The following is an 18,044-nucleotide window of genomic DNA, read 5'->3' as shown; positions in this document are numbered from 1 at the left end:
CTGAGAGGTCTGCTTTACCTGAACTGTAAAAACTGCGGGGAACGCAGCGCGGAAATATCAAAGCGGAAGTCCACTACGGTCGTGATCTCGAAGAACAGCGGGTTCACGGGCGCCGGGGCGTCCGGCATATAGAAGGCGGCTACGCGCAGGGTATTGAATGACATGTTCTCGTTGCGGATGCGCACCCCCAGGCCCACGGCGCTGCGCAGCGGGTTCTTGAAGATGCTGTTATTATTCTCCGTAAGCTGCGTGAACTGGAGGTAAGAAGAAAAATTGAACTTGAAGCCCAGCACTTTCAGCGGGCTGTAATACACCGTTTCCGATCTAACGTTCAGCCGCTGGTAGCCCGTCATGCGGGTGCCGCGGTAGCCCCATATGCCGTTCTCCACGTCTATGCTCAGGGGTTTGTAAAAGAAATTATTGGGATTGCCCAGGTAATCAATGCTGTTGAACTGCCGGAGGTACCCGCCGGCAAAATTGTTCAGCAGGCGGCTATAATACTCCACCCGGGCATGTATCACGGCGTCCTCGGAAGCCCGGTTGCGCCAGAAGCTGCTGAGGCCCAGCATGGTATTGAAAAGTCCCTGCCGCCGGGTGCTCCAGAACTTCTGCATTTCCAGCGCCGTATACAGGCGTCGGCGTCCCTTCCAGCTTTCCCAGCCGGAGGAGATGGCCGCATTGTAGCCCAGGGGAATATCCTCCGTTCTGCCAAAGCCGAAGAAATGGTGCGCCTTGAAGAAGTCCTGCCGGAAAGCCCTGAGCTGCGCCAGGTAATAGCGCCGGTCATTGTACACCGGGTCTGCCTGGAACTTGGGCTGGTGCGGGCTTCGCTGGAAGAACAGGTTATAGTGGCGCAGCAGGATGGCCACGTTGGGCTTGTAGCTTTCATCCAGCTCCTTTTTGGTGGGACGTATGAAGTTATAGCCTATCCATCCGTCTATTACCTGGTAGCGGTAGTCGCGGTACAGGCTGTCCGGGCGGCTCCAGTGGTTGATGGAGAAATTCTCGGCCAGGAACAGGCCCCCTACCAGGGCCGCACTGTTGCGGTACAGGGGCCGGTTGATATTGATATAATAAGACCCTTCGAGCACGCCGGTATCCAGGGCCACCGGCGTATAGTCGTTCAGGGTAGTATACCCTGCGGAAGCATCGATAAAGGAGCCGGCTACATTGAACTTGGTATAGCGGATAGAGGTGCCCCAGGGCGGCTGCCAGTCATTACGCCAGGATACGCCTATATCTATCGCCTGGCCGGCGCCGAACAGGTTGTTGTTGGAAACGCCGCCTCTGAAAGAGGTGGTGGTCAGGTTAGACAGGTCTGCGCCGTACTCAAACACGTCCTTGGTCACCACCAGCAGGTCCACGGAATCGGGGGAAGCCGCCGCGTTGATGATGTACAGGCGGGCATCCTGGATAAAGGGCCGGTTACGCAGGTAGCGTTCATTGTCGGCCATGGTGTAGGGATCTATGGTGTCGTGCTCCCGGAAGAACAGGGATTGCCGGATCACCCATTCATTGGTGGTATAGTGCAGGCGGTTGGCCAGCTTCAGCAGCCGCATGCTGGAAGAGAACGTGGTATCATTGATATTACGGGGGCCAAACACCTGCACCTGCCGGTAGTAGATATCGCGCACTACCCGGCCGGCAAAAGGCTGGAAGTACCGTTCGCTTTTTACCAGCGAGCTGTCGGCGCTTACCGGCTCCGGCGCGTCCTGGCGGGTAATGCGCCGGATCAGCGAATCGCGGTAATTTTTATTGCGTATGGAATCCCGGTATTCACCCAGGCGTCTGAAAAAGCCGTTACGGGCAGGTTTGGGCGTAGTGTCCTGCTCCTGTTGCGGATGGTCCCCCCCGCGCATTGTCCCACCCTGCACTATGCATGGCTGCACGAGGCAGCAACAGCAGATCAACCGGCATATTATTTTAATGAGTCTTCCCAATCGTTTCAGACAGCTTAAATCACGTGTAACAGTGGCTGTAATCTATTAAAAAAAAGCAAAACGAAAAAAAGGAAAACTGCCGGCGTCTATTTCCTTAAAAGGCCTGACAACAGGGAGATCAGGAACAATACCACGAAAATGAAGAATAACACCTTGGCAATGGAAGCCGCCCCGGCCGCAATACCGCCAAAACCGAATACAGCCGCAATAATAGCAACGATAAAGAAGATAAGTGCCCAGCGTAACATAATAACAGTTTTTGGTGATATAAGTGCGGAAGCAATTATCATTCCAGAACAGCTACCAGCTAACTGCTGATGATCGTGGTTTCCCAGCCATCGTAGCGGCCGTTCATTTCCCGGGCCAGCTCCCAGAGGTACATCACCACCTGGTCTATACTATGCTCGTCTGCCCGGTCCCTGCGGGAAATATGCAGCACCAGGGGATATTCCGGGTCCCTGCTCCGGCCGCTTTCCTCCAGGCGGAAGCCGTCCTGTTTTACATGCAGCCAGTACTGTTCCCGTTCCCCTTCCCGGCCGAAATGGATCCAGTGGTCGATCTGCCGCTCCTTTTCCCCGATGTCCCCATATTTTTTCAGCATGCGCAGCACCTTGCGGTTCTGTATGCGCTGGAATTCCTGCACATCCGGCAGCAGGAAATCGAAATACAGCTCCCAGGTGCGGTCCTCCTTTACCCCGTAATCATAGCGGTAGGCAGGAAAATTGATCATTACATCCGCAATGGCTTTGTCATGCAGCAGGGTGTTGCCGGTATAGAAATAAAAGTCCCTGACGCCGTTGGAAATGGTGCGGCCCACAAAATAAGCATTGAGCTTCACCTCCAGTTGTTCTACCAGGGAATCCTCGATCTCGCCGAGCATGGCAAACTCATCGCCCTGCGGAAAGCCATCTGCCCGGGGATGGTTGAGGTACACGGAAATAAAAATGGCGTGCGGCTTGTCCTTCAACGGCGCAAAACGGCGCAGGTCCAGGTCTAAGCCTATAATAGCGGGATTGTCCTCGATAGAACAGGTATAAATGTCCCAGTCTGGTTGGTAATCACGGTGCATATGGCTACGAATTGGAATTGGAAGTGGCTGTAAAGGTACGAAGTTTGCACCCTCGTTCTTACTCCTTATTTCCCATTCATCATAAATGCTTTTCAACCGGTTGAATTCCTATTACTTTTACAGGCCAGATAAAGCAGGAATTGAAGCAAAAACTGAGAAGAAATATACATATGCGGACTTTTGTTTTTTTAGGGATATTATTCATTACGGGCATCGCAACGGCAATAGCGCAGGAGCGTGGCAGGGCCGGCGGCGGCAGCGGCACCATCTATGGAAAGCTGGTGGACGCGGCAGGCGGCAAGCCGGTGGAATATGCTTCGGTGGCACTGTTGCGCCAGGCGGATTCCTCGCTGGTGACCGGCATGCTGTCCAAGGGTAACGGCGATTTCAGCTTTGAGCAGGTGGCCCAGGGACGTTATATACTGAGAGTGAATTTCATAGGTTATACGACCATCTATAAAAATGTGCAACTGGCGCCCGGCAACAGCAGCAAGGATGTAGGCAATGTAGTGCTGAAAGCTAATGTAAGATCGCTGGCCGGCGTGGAAGTAGTGGGGGAAAAACCTACCTATACCATGGCCATCGATAAAAAAGTGTTCAATGTAAGCAAGAGCCTGGCCACCACCGGCGGCACCGCGGAAGACGTGCTGAAACAGGTGCCCTCCGTGAACGTGGATATTGACGGCAATGTATCGGTGCGCAACGGCAGCCCCACCATATTCGTGGACGGGCGCCCTACCACGCTCACCATCGACCAGATACCGGCAGACGCGATAGAAAGCATAGAAGTGATCACCAACCCCTCCGCCAAATATGATGCGGAAGGGATCAGCGGCATCCTCAACATTGTGCTGAAGAAAAACCGCAAAGCGGGGATCAACGGCACGGCCAATGCCGGCATTTCCTCGCTGGGCGGCGTAAATGCCGGCGCCAACCTGAACCTGCGGCAGGACCGTTTCAACTTTTTCCTGAGCTATAACCTGCGCAGCCGTAAAGGATGGATGAACAGCCACCTTTTCCGGAAGAACATCGGCTCCGATACCATTACCTACCTGGACCAGTACCAGGACGGCGACCGTTTCCGCCGCTTCCAGTTTGGCCGCGTGGGGGTAGACTGGTTCATTGACAACCGCAATACCCTGACCATTTCCCAGGGCATTGTGGCCGGCAATTTCGGGAACGATAATGACCAGACCTTATATGACCTGGACGCCAGCCAGCAGCGTATCCGCTACGGCACCGGCATTGACAACAGCGAACGCAGCTTCCGCAACTACTCCACCCAGTTGGGATTCAAGCATACCTTCGCCAAAACAGGCCATGAGCTGACGGCAGACGTGAACTACAACCGGGCCAACGGCGATAACAGCACGGATTACTCCCTCCAGTATTACAATATGGCGCATGAGCCGATTGTGGAGCCCCGCCAGCCGGAGCTGCGCTATGGCCGCGGCGACGGTAATACCACCTATTTCACCGGCCAGATAGACTACGTGGACCCTGTGACGGAAAACTCAAAACTGGAGGCCGGCTTAAGGACCACGGCCCGCACCTTCAACAACCAGATGACCACCATGGGCCTGAACTATCAAACCGGCGAGTTTGAGCTGGACAGCGCCCTGTCCAACAGGTACCACTATAAAGAGCATGTGAACGCCGCGTATGTCAACTACAGCGGCACCATCAAGGACTTCGGCTACCAGGCCGGCGTAAGGGCCGAACAGTCCTTCTACAACGGCAATATGCAAAGCGCCAAGAACAGCGAGTACGAGATAGACTACCCGGTGAGCCTGTTCCCCAGCGTATTCCTGTCGCAGAAGCTGAAGGGCGATCATGAGCTGCAGGCCAACTACAGCCGCCGTATCCGCCGCCCCTGGTTCCGTGACCTGCTCCCCAACCTGGAATACAATGCGCAGAGCGCCAGCCGCGGCAACCCGGCATTACGGCCGGAGTTCACCAACTCTTTTGAACTGTCTTACCTGAAAACGTTTGCGCAAAAGCACAACGTAATGGTATCGCTGTATTACCGGAACACCAACAACGCCATTACGGACTTCTATACCGATACCACGCTGATCCTCAACGACCAGCCGCAGAAAGTAGTGCTCTCCTACCCGGTGAACGCCGCTACCCGCAATGCCTGGGGCGCGGAATTTACCGTGCGCAACGAGATACTGCCCGGCTGGGACATTACCACCAACCTGAACCTGGCCCAGACCAAGGTGAACGCCGACAACCTGGGCACCGACCTGACCAACAGCGGCTTTGTATGGTTCGGCAAGGTGAACAGCAACACCAAGCTGCCCTGGAACCTGCTGCTGCAGGTAACCGGCAACTATGAATCCAAACGGATACAGCCGCAGGGCGAAGAAGCGGCAGAGTACCAGATAGACATGGCCATCCGGAAAGATTTCCTGAAGGATAAATCCCTTTCGGTGACCCTGGCCCTGGAAGACATCTTTAACCAGGACAGGGACCTGAGCTGGACCCGCACCGAATTTGCCGAACAGGAAAGGTACCGCAAGCGCGCCTCCCGCGAGCTGCGCCTGAACGTATCCTGGCGCTTTGGCAAAATGGATGTGAACCTGTTCAAACGCCGCGTAAACCGCGGCGGTGAGGGCGACCAGCAACAGCAGATGGATAATGATGGGTGATGGAATGATAAATGTAAAATTTTACATTTGGAATTTTACATTCTATATTTGACCCTCATGGCAGAAAATATACACCACAACCACTCCATTACCCTTCGTTTCCTGGCCCAGCCTTCCGATGTGAACTTTGGCGGCAAAGTGCACGGCGGCGCCGTAATGAAATGGATAGACCAGGCAGGCTATACCTGCGCCGCCCAATGGAGCGGGCAATACTGTGTAACCGTATACGTAGGCGGCATCCGCTTTTACCAGCCCATTGCCATCGGCCACCTCGTAGAGATCACCGCTTCCGTGATCTACACCGGCAACAGCAGCATGCATATCGCCATTAACGTGTATGCGTCCAACCCGCGGGAAAGCCACCGCATTAAAACCACCCACTGCATCATGGTATTTGCGGCCGTGGACGATAACGGCAAAACCGTGCCCGTGCCCAAATGGACGCCGGAAACGGAAGAAGAGCTGCACATGCACGATTATGCCCAGCGCCTGATGGACCTGCGAAAGAATATAGAAGAGGAGATGAAACCGTATTTGTAATTGCAGCTAGTGTGTGAACTGCATCTCGCTGAGGTTCTTATACAAGCCGCCGGCTACGCCGATCAGCTCCTTATGGGTACCTTCCTCCACGATCTGTCCTTTGTCCAGCACAATGATCTTGTCTGCCTTGCGAACGGTGGACAGGCGGTGAGCGATCACGATGGAGGTACGGCCTTCCATCAGTTTTTCCAGGGCGTCCTGCACCAGCCTTTCCGACTCGGAGTCCAGGGCGGAGGTAGCCTCATCCAGTATCAGGATGCGGGGATCCTTGAGCACGGCGCGCGCAATGGCAATGCGCTGGCGCTGCCCGCCTGACAGTTGTATGCCCCGCTCTCCCACCACCGTATCCAGCCCCTGCGGAAAGCGCTGTATGAATTCCCAGGCATTGGCCTTCCTGGCTGCTTCCATAATTTCGTCGTCTGTCGCCCCCGGCTTGCCGTAGGCAATGTTCTCGCGGATGTTGCCGCCAAACAGGAACACGTCCTGGGGCACTACCGCCATCTGCGCGCGCAGGGCGGACAGCGGGATGTCTGCGCTGTTCTTTCCGTCATAGGCGATATGCCCGCCCACGGGATCGTACAGGCGCAGCAGCAGCGATACGATGGTGCTTTTGCCGGCGCCGCTGGGGCCTACCAGGGCCACCTGCTGGTCGGCTTCCACCTGGAATGACACATCCGTCAGCACATGAATATCTTCCCGGGAGGGATAGTGGAAGGTAACGTTCTCAAAGGAGATCTGCCCGCCCAGGTGATGCTCCGGCGCTACCTGCGAGCTGTCTGTGATGGGCTCTGCCGGCTCGTCCAGTATTTCCAGGAGGTTTTCCGTAGCCCCCATGCTTTTCTGGATATTGGTATATACTTCCGCCAGGCCGGTAACGGAGCCGCCGATAAAGCCGGAGTAAATGATAAAGGAGAACAGCTCGCCGGCGGAGGACATTTCGCCGGTGGAGATGAGCAGCGCCCCTTTCCAGATAACGGCCACCATGGCGCCGAAAATACCCATGATCAGGAAGGAGGAAAAGGCGCCCCGGTACTTGCCGCTTTTCATGCCGGTGGCGGCGGCTTCCAGGGTCTTTTGCCGGTAGCGTTTCATTTCAAAGAACTCGTTGGCGAAGGCCTTTACGTTCAGGATGCCCTGCAGGGTTTCCTCCACGATGGTGTTGGCCTCCGCCACCTGCGTTTGCACCTGCTTGGAAAAACGGCGTATAAAGCGGCCGAAGAAATAGGCAATGAGCATGATGACCGGGAATATGGCCAGCATGAACACGGTGAGCTTGGCGGAAGTATGCAGCAGCAGGGCAATGCCCCCCACGATCACGATGATCTGCCGGATAAATTCCGCGATGGTGGTGGTGAAGGTTTCCTGCAGCAGGGAAATGTCTGAGGAGATACGGCTGCCCAGCTCTCCCACCCTCCTGTTCAGGAAAAATTTCATGGGCAGCCGGATGAGGTGGTTGTAAATATGCTGCCGCAGGCTGGCCAGTGTTTTTTCCGTAACGTTCACAAACAGCACGATGCGGAAATAGGAAAACACGGCCTGTCCTACCAGCACGGCCGCCAGCAGCAATCCCAGGCGGTTGATGTTCTCCATCAGGTGGCCCTGGGCGCTGGAATCCACCAGGTCGCCCAGCAGCTTGGGAAAGGCCAGTCCCGCCAGGCTGGAAATGAACAGGAAGAGCATACCCAGGCTGAACTCCGGCCAGTAGGGCTTTACATACTTGTACAGCCGCAACGTTTTCCGGAGGGATTGTATATTGAAGTTCTTACGGAAGCTTTTCTTGAAATCGAAGTATCGCATCGGTCCGGATCATTAAAAAATTACTGTTCGTACAGCGTATAAGGGTTCATTGATATTTGTTCAGTCAGCATATAGGACGAACAGGCGGGGCAATATATTTTAAATCCGGGAGATAAAAAAAGCGGGGCGGAAAAAAGAAAGGATCACAAAACCTGGCCGGCCCTGTGATCCCTTTCCTTCTCACAATTGACGGGTAAAACCCTTATTGATCTGTACGTCTTTCCGTACCGTAGCGGGCAGAATCGGAGCCCGGGTTGATAGCGCCCGGCGGCTGTACCGCGCTCGGGGCTGTATCCCTTGTCATGGCGGTATCCGGCATGGTCAGCACGCTATCGGGTGATTCCAGCATCGAGGAATCCGTATTGGTATTCTGGCCGCTGCCGCAGGCGGTTAAGAGTGCGCCGGAAAGGCCGGCCGCCAGCAGCAGGTATAAACACTTGCTTTTCATACGATAATATTTTTATTTTTTAAAGGTCGTATGGAACCTCGCATTAACCTGCCCCTGTATTAGCAATGTTTATCATGCTCGGTTTCATACATTAATAGTTTTATGTTACAGTAATGAACAGTTTTTAACGGCTTATTGCCCGCCATCTTCCGGCGGCACCCGGTTCATGGAAGAAGTATCCGGGTACATGGAAGTATCCCGCATGGCGCCCGAGGTGTCCTGTATCACATCGGAAGAGGTGTCTATATCATTCATATCCTCGCCGGTGCCACTGTTGCGGGAGCTGCCGCAGGCGAACAGGAACATGCTGATGATCATAGCCAGGCAAATGGTCATCCCCAGTTTGTAAAGCGACGCCTTTTCTATTTTTATTTTATTCATATCAGGAAGCATTTACGTTAAACAATAAAAATATGGTCCTGACCAACGCAGAGAAAGAATTATGCCAACCGGCGAAAAGCCGCCTGTTCCTGTATTTATGGATGTAAGGTATGCTGTACCTTTGTTGCATGAGCCGATCATATGCTGACCTTCCTCTACATTATGGGCATGTACCGCCCTGGCTGGCCCGCCGCATGAGCCAGTTGGGCGGCGCCATTACCGAAGCCATCGCGGGCGAGTACGGCAAGGGGGAAGTGCTGCGGCGGCTGAGCGATCCCTGCTGGTTCCAGGCGCTGGGCTGCGTGCTGGGCATGGACTGGCATTCGTCCGGCATTACCACCAGCGTGATGGGCGCGCTTAAAAAGGCGCTGAACCCCATGGCCCGGGAACTGGGCATTTACATCTGCGGCGGCAAGGGCAGGCATTCCCGGGAAACGCCGGCGGAGCTGCTGGCCATTGCGGAGCGTACAGGCCTGCCCGGCCCCCTGCTGGTGCGCAGCAGCAGGCTGGCCGCCAAGGTGGACAACACGGCTATCCAGGACGGCTTTCAACTGTACCTGCATTCCTTCATTGTTTCCGACGAAGGGGAATGGGCGGTGATACAGCAGGGCATGAACGACGCCAGCGGAATGGCCCGGCGTTACCACTGGCACTCGGCAACCATGCCTTCTTTTACGGAAACGCCCCATACTTTCATTTACGGGCAAAACCAGGGGCAGATCCTGAACCTGACGGATACCGCGGCCGCGCCCACCAAAACAGGCCTGCTGCAGGTGGTACAGGAAGGGCCGCGTATGCTGCCGGAAATACGCCGGCTGGTAATGCCGGGACATCATGATGTAAGGGCCCCGGATGTGGACCTGAAACGGCTGGGCAGCGTACTGGCCTTAGCGCATGAGCGGGGGCTGCATGATTTTGAATCGCTGCTGCTGCTGGAGGGCGTAGGGCCGCGCACCCTGCAGTCCCTTACCCTGGTGAGCGAGGTGATCTACGGCACCCCTTCCCGCTTTACGGACCCGGCCCGCTTTTCCTTTGCCCATGGCGGCAAGGACGGGCACCCCTTCCCCGTACCGGTGAATGTATATGACGAAACCATCCGGGTGCTGGGCCATGCCCTGCAAAAGGCCAGGGTGGGACAAACAGAAAAGCAGGAGGCCATTAAAAAGCTGTCTGCACTGTCGGAGCGGCTGGAGCAGGATTTTATTCCCAATGAAAATTTTGAGCAGGTAATTGCCCGGGAAAGGGCCGATTCCTGGCAACACGGCGGGCGCACAGTGATGGGCCGGGCCACGCCGCCGCCCGGGAAAAAAGGCGGGCAGCAACTGGAGCTGTTCTGAGATGGGGTGGAAATTACACAATATGAAGAATGAAGTGGGAAGTATGAGGTATGAAGTGCGAAACGGGGTATATGAGGGGAGCGACAGCAGTTTCACAGGAGTTTACCGGGAGTTGCACAGGGACTGCAGGGGGAAAATACCGGAAAACATACAGGAAGCACCGAAGGAACAGGGGTAAAAGAAAAGAGGTTGCTTCTTTCGAAACAACCCCTTTAGTCTCTTTTGCTTATTTCCTACGCTGGCATTGTCCAGTTCAGGTGCTGAGGGTTTGTTCTCAGGCTATTTTTCAATAACCACCCCTTTTAAGTAAAAGAAACGTTCACTTATATACCCGCCAAGTTCGTGCCAGATATGCCGGCATTGGTCCCTTTTTTGGAACTGTTTCTGTAAAATCATTGATATATGGCACGTTATTCAAAAAAAGCGCAGGAAACGGTAGCAGAAGCCGTGCACAAGCAAAAGCAGGGCAAGCTAAAAAGCGGCTCCAGGGGGCCTAAAGTGAAGAGCCGCAAGCAGGCTATCGCCATCGGGCTGTCTGAAGCGCGGGAAAAGGGCGCCAAAGTGCCGCCTCCAAAAAAATCAGGCAAAAAAAAGTAGCCGCCCCCCATGCACTATGATACCCTAAGCATACCGGAGGCCACCCGCCTGCAGCAGGCGCTGCGGGAAAAGCTGGTGATACAGCCCCGCGATTTCCCGCTACAGGTAGTTGGCGGCGCCGATATTTCGTTCAACAGGTTCAGCACCACGGTATACGCCGGCATTGTGCTGCTCAGCTTCCCCGCTTTGCAGCCGCTGACGTATTCCCTGGTGAAGAAGGAGGTACATTTTCCCTACGTACCGGGTTACCTGGCTTTCCGGGAAGTGCCCGCTTTAATGGAAGCCTGGGAGCAACTGCCCCTGAAACCGGATGTGCTGGTGGTGGACGGCCACGGGATCGCTCACCCCCGCCGTATGGGCATTGCCGCACATTTTGGCGCACTATCGGGGCAGGCCAGCATTGGCTGCGCCAAGAAACGGCTGTTTGGCACCTATACCGAACCGGGGCCGGAACGCGGCGCCTATACGCCCCTGCTGCACAAAGAGGAAGTGATCGGCAGCGTGCTGCGCACCAAAGCCCACGTAAAGCCGGTGTTCGTATCGCCCGGGCATCGCATGGATGTGCAGGACAGCCTGTCGCTGATCCTGCAGTGCTGCGGGCGCTACCGGCTGCCGGAACCCACCCGCCTGGCCCATGCCGCCGTGAACCGTTTCCGGCTGGGCGAACTGCCCGAAGGTATTACACAAATTCCCGCGGATCATTAAAATTTCCGATTTTATTAATGTTGGAAATGATTAACAATCAATATATTTTATATCTTGTACGCCCAACGGAGTGCAAGGTTTATAACTATTCTATATATTTAATTAATTTGCATTATACAAAGGACTACCATGAAAGCGTCAACTATTAGCTTCCCTAGTGTATTTGAGACCGCATTCGGCAATACAGAAAACTCCTCCAAAGACCTGCTGAACGGCATTAAGGTAAAAAAAGATGAAACCTGGTATATCGTGGGCAACCTTGCGAAGCGCGGGGGCATCAATCCCGGGCGCATCACCAATGCGGCGCCGATGGAAGACGATTATGATATCCTTTTCAAATCTGCCATGATCAACGTGGCGGACAAGGTGCAGCAGCCCCTGTCCATCACCATGGGCTTTCCTTTCTCTACCTACAACATTTACAAGCAGGCGGCCGAGCAGTTCCTGGGCAAACGGCATTTCCTGATCGAATATGATACGCAGACCTTCAATACCAAGGGCAGCATTAAGAAAGCGATGCTGGACATCGAGAAGTTCGAGATCATCCCGGAGATCGTGGGTGGCATTATCGGCCTGAAGAAGACCCTCGGCGAGCCTAACCTGGACAACTTCATCGCGGTGAGCTTCGGCTTCGGCACCATTGAAGGCGGCATGGCCACCGGCGACGGCCTGATCAACCGTACCTGCTTCAGCTCCCACGGCATCAAGTACGCGATCAACAACCTGGCCCGCGAGCTGAATAAAAAATACTACCTGGACATGAAGAACGAGCACCAACTGGACGACGCTTTCATGAAAGGCTCCATCTTCACCAACCGGAAAAGAATAGACCTGAAAGAAGCCCGCAAGGAGGTGCTGACCCAATATTACAAAGAGGTGGTGTCTCCCCTGCTGCGCAACTACTTTACCGACCTGGATTTTGAGCAGTGCCAGAAGATCTACCTCATGGGCGGCGGTGCGCATTACCGTGAATTAACGGATGCTTTTGTAGATGAATTCCGGGATTTTATACCTGTGGAAGTGGCCCCTTCTCCCGAAAACCTTATCAGCATCGGGTACCTGTACAACTCGCTGCGCATATCCGATGATAAACCCCAGCGAAGCGTAGGCGTGGACCTGGGAAATGCTTCGTCTATCATTTCTATCTTTGAGGAAGAAAAGTTAAATTTATCAGGCAGCGCTAATCTTTGATGAACTCTATAACCGAACTATTCAGGAATGCCCTCGGTAAACACCGGTTCCTGTTACCACGCCAGGTAATAGTGCAGGGCGGTATTGAAGCTACTATCCCCGGGCGTATTGACGGCAGCGTAAAGGGCGATGTAAGAACGGAGGGATTGCTGATCATAGGCCAGCAGGGCAGCGTGCGCGGCAACGTATATGCTACGGACCTGGTGGCCTACGGTAAAATTTACGGCGACATTTACATCAGCAACAAGGCGGTGATCAGTAACGTGGCCTACGTAAAAGGCGACGTGAACGCCCTGGTGCTGGAGGTAAAGGAGGGCGCCGTGATAGAAGGCGCCATCCGTAAAAGCGTGGCCGCCCGGCAGGCCCCGGAAACCGACAAGCCGGATGAAGCCGCCGCACCGGTAGGCGAAAAAGAAACGCCACCCCCGGATGAGGAAGTGGCGAACTGGTTTTGAGGACTCATGCTACTCCAGCACCATTACAAATCCACCCCCTGCAGGCAGGGTAAGGTCTGATCTCTTTTGTCTTGTTGTATCCAGGACAGTTGTTGAAAACAGTTCACCTCCTGTACCGTCTGCAAACAGCGTAGCCTTGCTTTTCTTAAATGAGGCCATGTCAAGATCAATTGTCCTGTCATTTTTATCGCCATTAATGCCGGCCACGTACCAGCGATCACCGCTTCGCCGGGCAATAACAGCGTATTTCCCGGGATAGCCTTCGATAAATCTCACATCATCCCAGTTATCTGGCAGCTTTCTTAAAAACGCCTTCACATCCTCAGGCACCTGCACCATTCCTTCCGGCGATTGTGCGTAATGCTGTATACCCGATAAGAATAAAACGGAAAGGGCCAGTTCAAAAGCGGGCGTGGTTTTCCGGGTGCAATTAGACGATGTAAGCCCCGTAAGGTTCATGGGTGTAAAATCCATCGGGTCAAATGCGTTCCTGGTGAAGGGCAGCATAGCGCAGTGGTTGGCCTGCTTATCGGCAGCTTTCTGGTCAAATGTCACCATCTCCATGCCATAAATCGCTTCGGCAGTCATAAGGTGAGGATAGGTTCTTTGCCAGCCTCTCGGCAATGTAGCACCGTGAAAGTTTACCAGCAGCTTATATTTTGCCGCATCATTCAAAATGTCAATATAGTATTGAATCATGCTCCGGCCATCTCCACCGAAGAAATCGATCTTTACGCCTTTAATGCCCAATGCCTGCAGGCGGCTGAATTCCTTTTCCCTTCCTTGCTTCGTCAGCAATACGTCTTTAGGGTGATATTTGATCGTGTTCCAGTCACCTGCAGAATTGTACCATAATATCAGTCCAACATTTTTCTGTTTTGCATATGCTGACAGTTCGGCTATTTTTTCATACCCGATCCTGGTATCCCAGTCTGCATCTATCAGGCAGTATTGCCAGTGCATATCATGGGCATAGTCAATATACTTTTTTTGCTCACTGTAAGTGATATTGTCATCCTTGCTGTTGATCCAGCTCCAACTGGCTTTCCCGGGTTTTACAAAAGAGGCGTCCTTTAACACGGCGGCCGGCGCCAGATCGGTGCCCAGGGTTGATTCTGCCATTGTTTTCAAACTTCCAATTGTTATAATACGCCAGGGCGTAAGCCACGGCTTATTATTTACCGGCAAATAGCCGCCGCCTGTAAACACTTCCCTCGGATCGGCAAAGCCGATTGAATAAACAGACGAGGCAGAATCATTGATCAATCTTGTGCCGCAATAAGCGCCATCAAGCGCTGCTTCGGTGATCAACACCCATATATCATTTGTTTTAAACAAAGCGGGGTACACCCAACCTGACTTTAAGGGCGATACCGTGCCAACAGGAATGCCCTGCAGATAATGTTCCTCATAAGACGGGTGACAATGCTCGAAACCTGTTTTTGCTTCACTCATCGGCTGCAACCAGGCGCTTGTTTCTTTGTCAAATGAAAACGAGGAGCATTCCTTAACTATCGTCTCAGTATCCTTTATCCAGGGGAAGGAATACCGGAAAGCCGCCCCGTCGTTGGACAGCCGGAAAATGATGTCCATTTTTTTCTCTTCTTCATTGGCAAATGACATCACCAGTTGATTGGCCTGGTAAAGGATGCTGCTTTTCTTTGCATTCTTCGTTTGGTAACTATCCGTTATACGTTCCGGTTTGGATGCCATGACCAGTTTCATGCCTTTCGTAAAATCATGCCCCTGCATCATCACGCCCAGGGCCGAAGGCTGAATGACGCCAACACCGGATTTTTGTATCGCGTATTGAATTTCACCTGAAGCCGACAAAAACACGTTTAGGGCAATGGATTTGTCCGGGCTCTGTAATTGGGCAAGCCGCTGCGCCTGTAACCGGTTCACTGTCCCTATCCCCCATCCACTCATGCCGATGAGGAGCCCGGCTAAAAGAATTGTTTTTTTTACACTCATTTTCAATACTATCATGATTTATAATTTTATCAAATTCACAAAGCAGCCATTAAGGAACGATAAGCTTCTCAGTGAAGCTAAATGCCTGCAGATCTATCCTGACAATGTAGAGTCCTGCCGTTAGCCGCGCGTCGATCTCTATCTTGTTATTGCCTTGAGCGGTCTTTTCGTAAAGCATTCTGCCCACGTTATCATAAATTCTTACGACCGCTTTCCCGGAAATTTTCGGAAGAAGGATCGTAAACCTTCCTTCACTGGCGGGATTCGGATACAGGCTAATAGCATCCTCATCCATATTGGCTTCCGTTAGCGATGCCGGTTGTACCCTGGCAGCCGCAGCACTGCCTGATGTCAGGGTGACGTTAAAGGTCTGCGTGCTCTGGCATCCCCCGCTATTGGTGTAGGTAGCTACATAGCTCCCTGCCTGGCCGGCCTGGATGTTTGAAATGGTTATTTCACGCGTAGCAGCACTGAAATTACCCGGCCCGCTCCAGCTCCACGATCCTCCCTGGACAGGCTGGGGCCCAAACTGCACGCTGCCGCCTGCGGTTACAACAGTATTGGCGGTCTGCTGCCAGCCTCCGCCATTTACCCGTACGTAGGGGGTGATGGCAGTGGGCGTACAGGCGACGGGCTCTCCATAAACGATACCTCTACCGGCTGTACTCATATATACTCTTCCAAAGACATTCCTATCTCCCTGCACGAATTGCCCGTTACCCGGACCGCCATATTCATGCGCATCATCATTTACCCGAACCCACGAAACACCCTGGTCTGTTGAGCGATAAACACCTCTGACATTGTTGATGGTGCCCCAAATGTAAATTGTGGGATAATTTGCCCCGGGGGCAGCCACTCCAAAACCAACGGCTCCACAATTGGCAACACCGCTTATGGTTGAAAACGTTTGTGCGGAGTTGGTTGAACGCGCCAGCCCTCCGTTGTGCAAAGCTATCCAAACATGACCTTCCATCCCGGGCGCCAGCCGGATGACTTTTGAGCCGCCGCCCGCAACGGAACCGGCCTGGGAAAATGAAGCTCCGCCGTTGGTGCTCACCATTACTGCGCCATTCCCGGGATTGTAGGCATAAAATTTATTGGAATTGACCGGGTCGCCAACCGGCCGCGCTTCATTAAAACTTAAACCACTTACCGCAGACCAGGAAGATCCGTTATTAGTTGACCGGTATGTGACAGCAGATTCCCTCGGGGAATGCAACACGATATTACCGTCAGCAGATAATGCCACCTGTCCCTGGGTGCCGTTCATGCTATTTTGGGTCCAGGTTAATCCCATATCATTAGAATAATACATGGAGTTCCCTACCCGGACAATTTTGCCTGTATTCCGGGCAGCTACGGCCAGGCCGGTGGTGGTGCCCATCTGTGGATTATGAATTGGTGCGTATTGATCAACATTGGCGGCGTGCCTGAATCCATCATAATCGCCAATAACAGACACTACAGGGCCATTGGGGATACTTTCCAGGCCCAGCGGCACGGTTTCTTCAAGTCCTCTTACGGTAAAATGCCAGGTACCGCCGGAGCTGATGTTATCATTCCTGAAAATACCATTGCCCGAAGTGACCCAAACCCTTTCCGTATTGAAGGGATCAAATTCTATGGAGCCTGCCCAGTGGATGGCGTGCCCGCCAACCCAGGTTATGCCATCGGGATCCAGGGTAAATCCCCGGTCTACCACATCCACCCAACCTGAACCACCATTTGTGCTGAGGAATATCCTGTCGCCCCAGGCCCCGTTCTGGTTCATATAGGTGTTGATAGTAGTAGCCACAATCCTGTTGGGATTATTGGGGTCAACGCTGATTCCCCCGAATGCCCTGTTGAATCCGGCGGGTGTAATGTTTGTCCAGGCACCGGTGGAAATGTTGTACTTCCAGATCTGCCCGTTGTCCATGGGCTCCGGTGCTGACCAATGCGCATGCGGTCCCGCACCATTGCCATAAGTGAGATACAGGTTTCCGTTGCTTGCCAAAGCCGCCCGATGCGGCATATAGGTGGTGGTAGCGCCGGCAACAGCGGAAAAAGACTGCCCGCCATTATCACTCCGGTACAGGTTGGTGCTTCCGCTGCGTGAAACTCCGACAATGATCCTTTGGGTAGCACCGCCTGCAACACTGCTTCCGTCTAACACCACAAAACTAATCCCGTTCTCATTGGGGGTTGTGGTTACATTCAGTGAGCTCAACCTGCTCCAGGTGGCGCCCGCGTCGGTGCTTCTGAATAATCCGTTCCAGCGGGTGCCACAGTACAGAATGTTGCTGTTGTGGGGGTCCACTACAAGCTTTTCACCGGTTTGCCGCCCCATACCATTGCCATGCGCCTTGAATTGATTGCTGACATCTGTCACGGTAAAGGTATTGCCATAATCGTCAGACCGGAGAATGGCCGTTTTCCCATTGTTGAAATAAGAGATGCCTACCAGCATATAGACCCTGTTGGGCGATTGGGGGTCTATGGCCAAAGACTCGACACCAAGGAAACCGACTTCATCGTCCGACACCCAATCCAGCAAGGGGACCCAACTCGAAGTGGCAGCATTCCAGCGGTAGGCTCCTCCCACGTCTGTCCGGGCATACACCAGGTTTTGCTCGGTTTTACCCGGGATTATTGCAGAAACAAATCCACCACCGCCAATAGCCACATTCTTCCAGGCATAGTCTGCCGTGGCCTGGGCCTTCAGTTCAGCGCCCTGGAACCCAATAGTTACGTGAAGAAAACTGAGAAAGGCCAGTAATTTTGTTTTCATAGCATTTATGTAGTTTAAGTAAATCCCGGTGGACCGGGGGCATCCGGAAAGATCTTATGCCGTGCGCCACTGCCTGTGACGCGGGAAGGTTAGCAGCAGCAGGCCTATTTTCATAACGGGCGATCTTTCTTTTAATTGATGCCGTAAAACTACAGGGATGTTCTTTAAGGCAGGGTTCTCAAA

At 53.5% G+C, this 18,044-nt stretch carries 15 protein-coding genes and 1 riboswitch; of the genes, 7 read left to right on the top strand and 8 right to left on the bottom strand.

The genetic code is table 11. The features are described 5' to 3' along the window. Positions 1–14: 14 nt before the first annotated feature. From LX66_RS18345 to LX66_RS18335, 3 genes are all read right to left on the bottom strand, one after another. Positions 15–1,859 carry a BamA/TamA family outer membrane protein gene (locus LX66_RS18345; RefSeq protein WP_145716260.1) on the bottom strand — a complete coding sequence of 615 codons (1,845 nt, stop codon included), beginning with the start codon at positions 1,857–1,859 and terminating at the stop codon, positions 15–17. Positions 1,860–2,026: 167 nt separating this feature from the next. Next, a complete protein-coding gene (locus tag LX66_RS18340; RefSeq protein ID WP_145716258.1) occupies positions 2,027–2,188 on the bottom strand; it encodes a DUF1328 domain-containing protein in 162 nt (53 codons plus the stop codon). Between the two features lie 59 nt (positions 2,189–2,247). Next, on the bottom strand, positions 2,248–3,009 hold the full coding sequence (locus LX66_RS18335) for a DUF695 domain-containing protein (protein ID WP_145716256.1): 762 nt from the start codon (positions 3,007–3,009) through the stop codon (positions 2,248–2,250). Between the two features lie 170 nt (positions 3,010–3,179). Between LX66_RS18335 and LX66_RS18330 the strand changes: the two genes are divergently transcribed. Together LX66_RS18330 and LX66_RS18325 are read left to right on the top strand one after the other, a co-directional pair. Further along, positions 3,180–5,663, top strand: coding sequence for a TonB-dependent receptor domain-containing protein (locus LX66_RS18330; protein ID WP_145716254.1), 2,484 nt, complete (start codon positions 3,180–3,182; stop codon positions 5,661–5,663). Positions 5,664–5,720: 57 nt separating this feature from the next. Continuing rightward, positions 5,721–6,203, top strand: coding sequence for an acyl-CoA thioesterase (locus LX66_RS18325; protein ID WP_145716252.1), 483 nt, complete (start codon positions 5,721–5,723; stop codon positions 6,201–6,203). A 6-nt stretch (positions 6,204–6,209) separates the two neighbouring features. Here LX66_RS18325 and LX66_RS18320 read toward each other — a convergent pair whose 3' ends face one another. The 3 genes from LX66_RS18320 to LX66_RS18310 form a co-directional block, all read right to left on the bottom strand. After that, positions 6,210–8,000, bottom strand: coding sequence for an ABC transporter ATP-binding protein (locus LX66_RS18320; protein ID WP_145716250.1), 1,791 nt, complete (start codon positions 7,998–8,000; stop codon positions 6,210–6,212). Between the two features lie 202 nt (positions 8,001–8,202). Next, the gene (locus tag LX66_RS18315; protein WP_145716248.1) at positions 8,203–8,448 is read right to left on the bottom strand and encodes a hypothetical protein; all 246 of its coding nucleotides are present in this window, start codon (positions 8,446–8,448) and stop codon (positions 8,203–8,205) included. Between the two features lie 132 nt (positions 8,449–8,580). Continuing rightward, the gene (locus LX66_RS18310) at positions 8,581–8,829 is read right to left on the bottom strand and encodes a hypothetical protein (RefSeq protein WP_145716246.1); all 249 of its coding nucleotides are present in this window, start codon (positions 8,827–8,829) and stop codon (positions 8,581–8,583) included. Between the two features lie 128 nt (positions 8,830–8,957). Between LX66_RS18310 and LX66_RS18305 the strand changes: the two genes are divergently transcribed. The 5 genes from LX66_RS18305 to LX66_RS18285 all read left to right on the top strand — a co-directional run bounded on the left by LX66_RS18305 (position 8,958) and on the right by LX66_RS18285 (position 13,114). Next, positions 8,958–10,166, top strand: a complete 1,209-nt coding sequence (locus tag LX66_RS18305; protein WP_145716244.1) for a DUF763 domain-containing protein — start codon at positions 8,958–8,960, stop codon at positions 10,164–10,166. A gap of 213 nt (positions 10,167–10,379) precedes the next feature. Further along, positions 10,380–10,477, bottom strand: a riboswitch (TPP riboswitch). A gap of 91 nt (positions 10,478–10,568) precedes the next feature. Next, complete coding sequence (locus LX66_RS18300; protein WP_145716242.1) at positions 10,569–10,763, top strand: DUF6496 domain-containing protein; 195 nt, start codon at positions 10,569–10,571, stop codon at positions 10,761–10,763. Between the two features lie 9 nt (positions 10,764–10,772). After that, complete coding sequence (nfi, locus tag LX66_RS18295; RefSeq protein WP_145716240.1) at positions 10,773–11,468, top strand: deoxyribonuclease V; 696 nt, start codon at positions 10,773–10,775, stop codon at positions 11,466–11,468. Between the two features lie 129 nt (positions 11,469–11,597). Further along, the gene (locus tag LX66_RS18290) at positions 11,598–12,659 is read left to right on the top strand and encodes a ParM/StbA family protein (RefSeq protein WP_145716238.1); all 1,062 of its coding nucleotides are present in this window, start codon (positions 11,598–11,600) and stop codon (positions 12,657–12,659) included. Then, positions 12,659–13,114 (top strand): bactofilin family protein, encoded by a 456-nt coding sequence (locus LX66_RS18285; protein WP_145716236.1) that lies wholly within the window; start codon positions 12,659–12,661, stop codon positions 13,112–13,114. The genes LX66_RS18290 and LX66_RS18285 overlap by 1 nt, the downstream gene beginning before the upstream one ends. Positions 13,115–13,123: 9 nt before the next feature. Here the strand turns inward: LX66_RS18285 and LX66_RS18280 are convergent, their stop codons facing one another. Both LX66_RS18280 and LX66_RS18275 read right to left on the bottom strand, forming a co-directional pair. Further along, complete coding sequence (locus LX66_RS18280; RefSeq protein WP_244620448.1) at positions 13,124–15,103, bottom strand: glycoside hydrolase family 97 protein; 1,980 nt, start codon at positions 15,101–15,103, stop codon at positions 13,124–13,126. Between the two features lie 34 nt (positions 15,104–15,137). Next, positions 15,138–17,861, bottom strand: a complete 2,724-nt coding sequence (locus LX66_RS18275; RefSeq protein WP_158642673.1) for a T9SS type A sorting domain-containing protein — start codon at positions 17,859–17,861, stop codon at positions 15,138–15,140. Positions 17,862–18,044: the final 183 nt, after the last annotated feature.

Source organism: Chitinophaga japonensis (assembly GCF_007830125.1).
GTDB classification, from domain to species: Bacteria; Bacteroidota; Bacteroidia; order Chitinophagales; family Chitinophagaceae; genus Chitinophaga; species Chitinophaga japonensis.
Note: the sequence above shows the minus strand (reverse complement) of the source record. Positions and strands in the feature narration are given on the sequence as shown.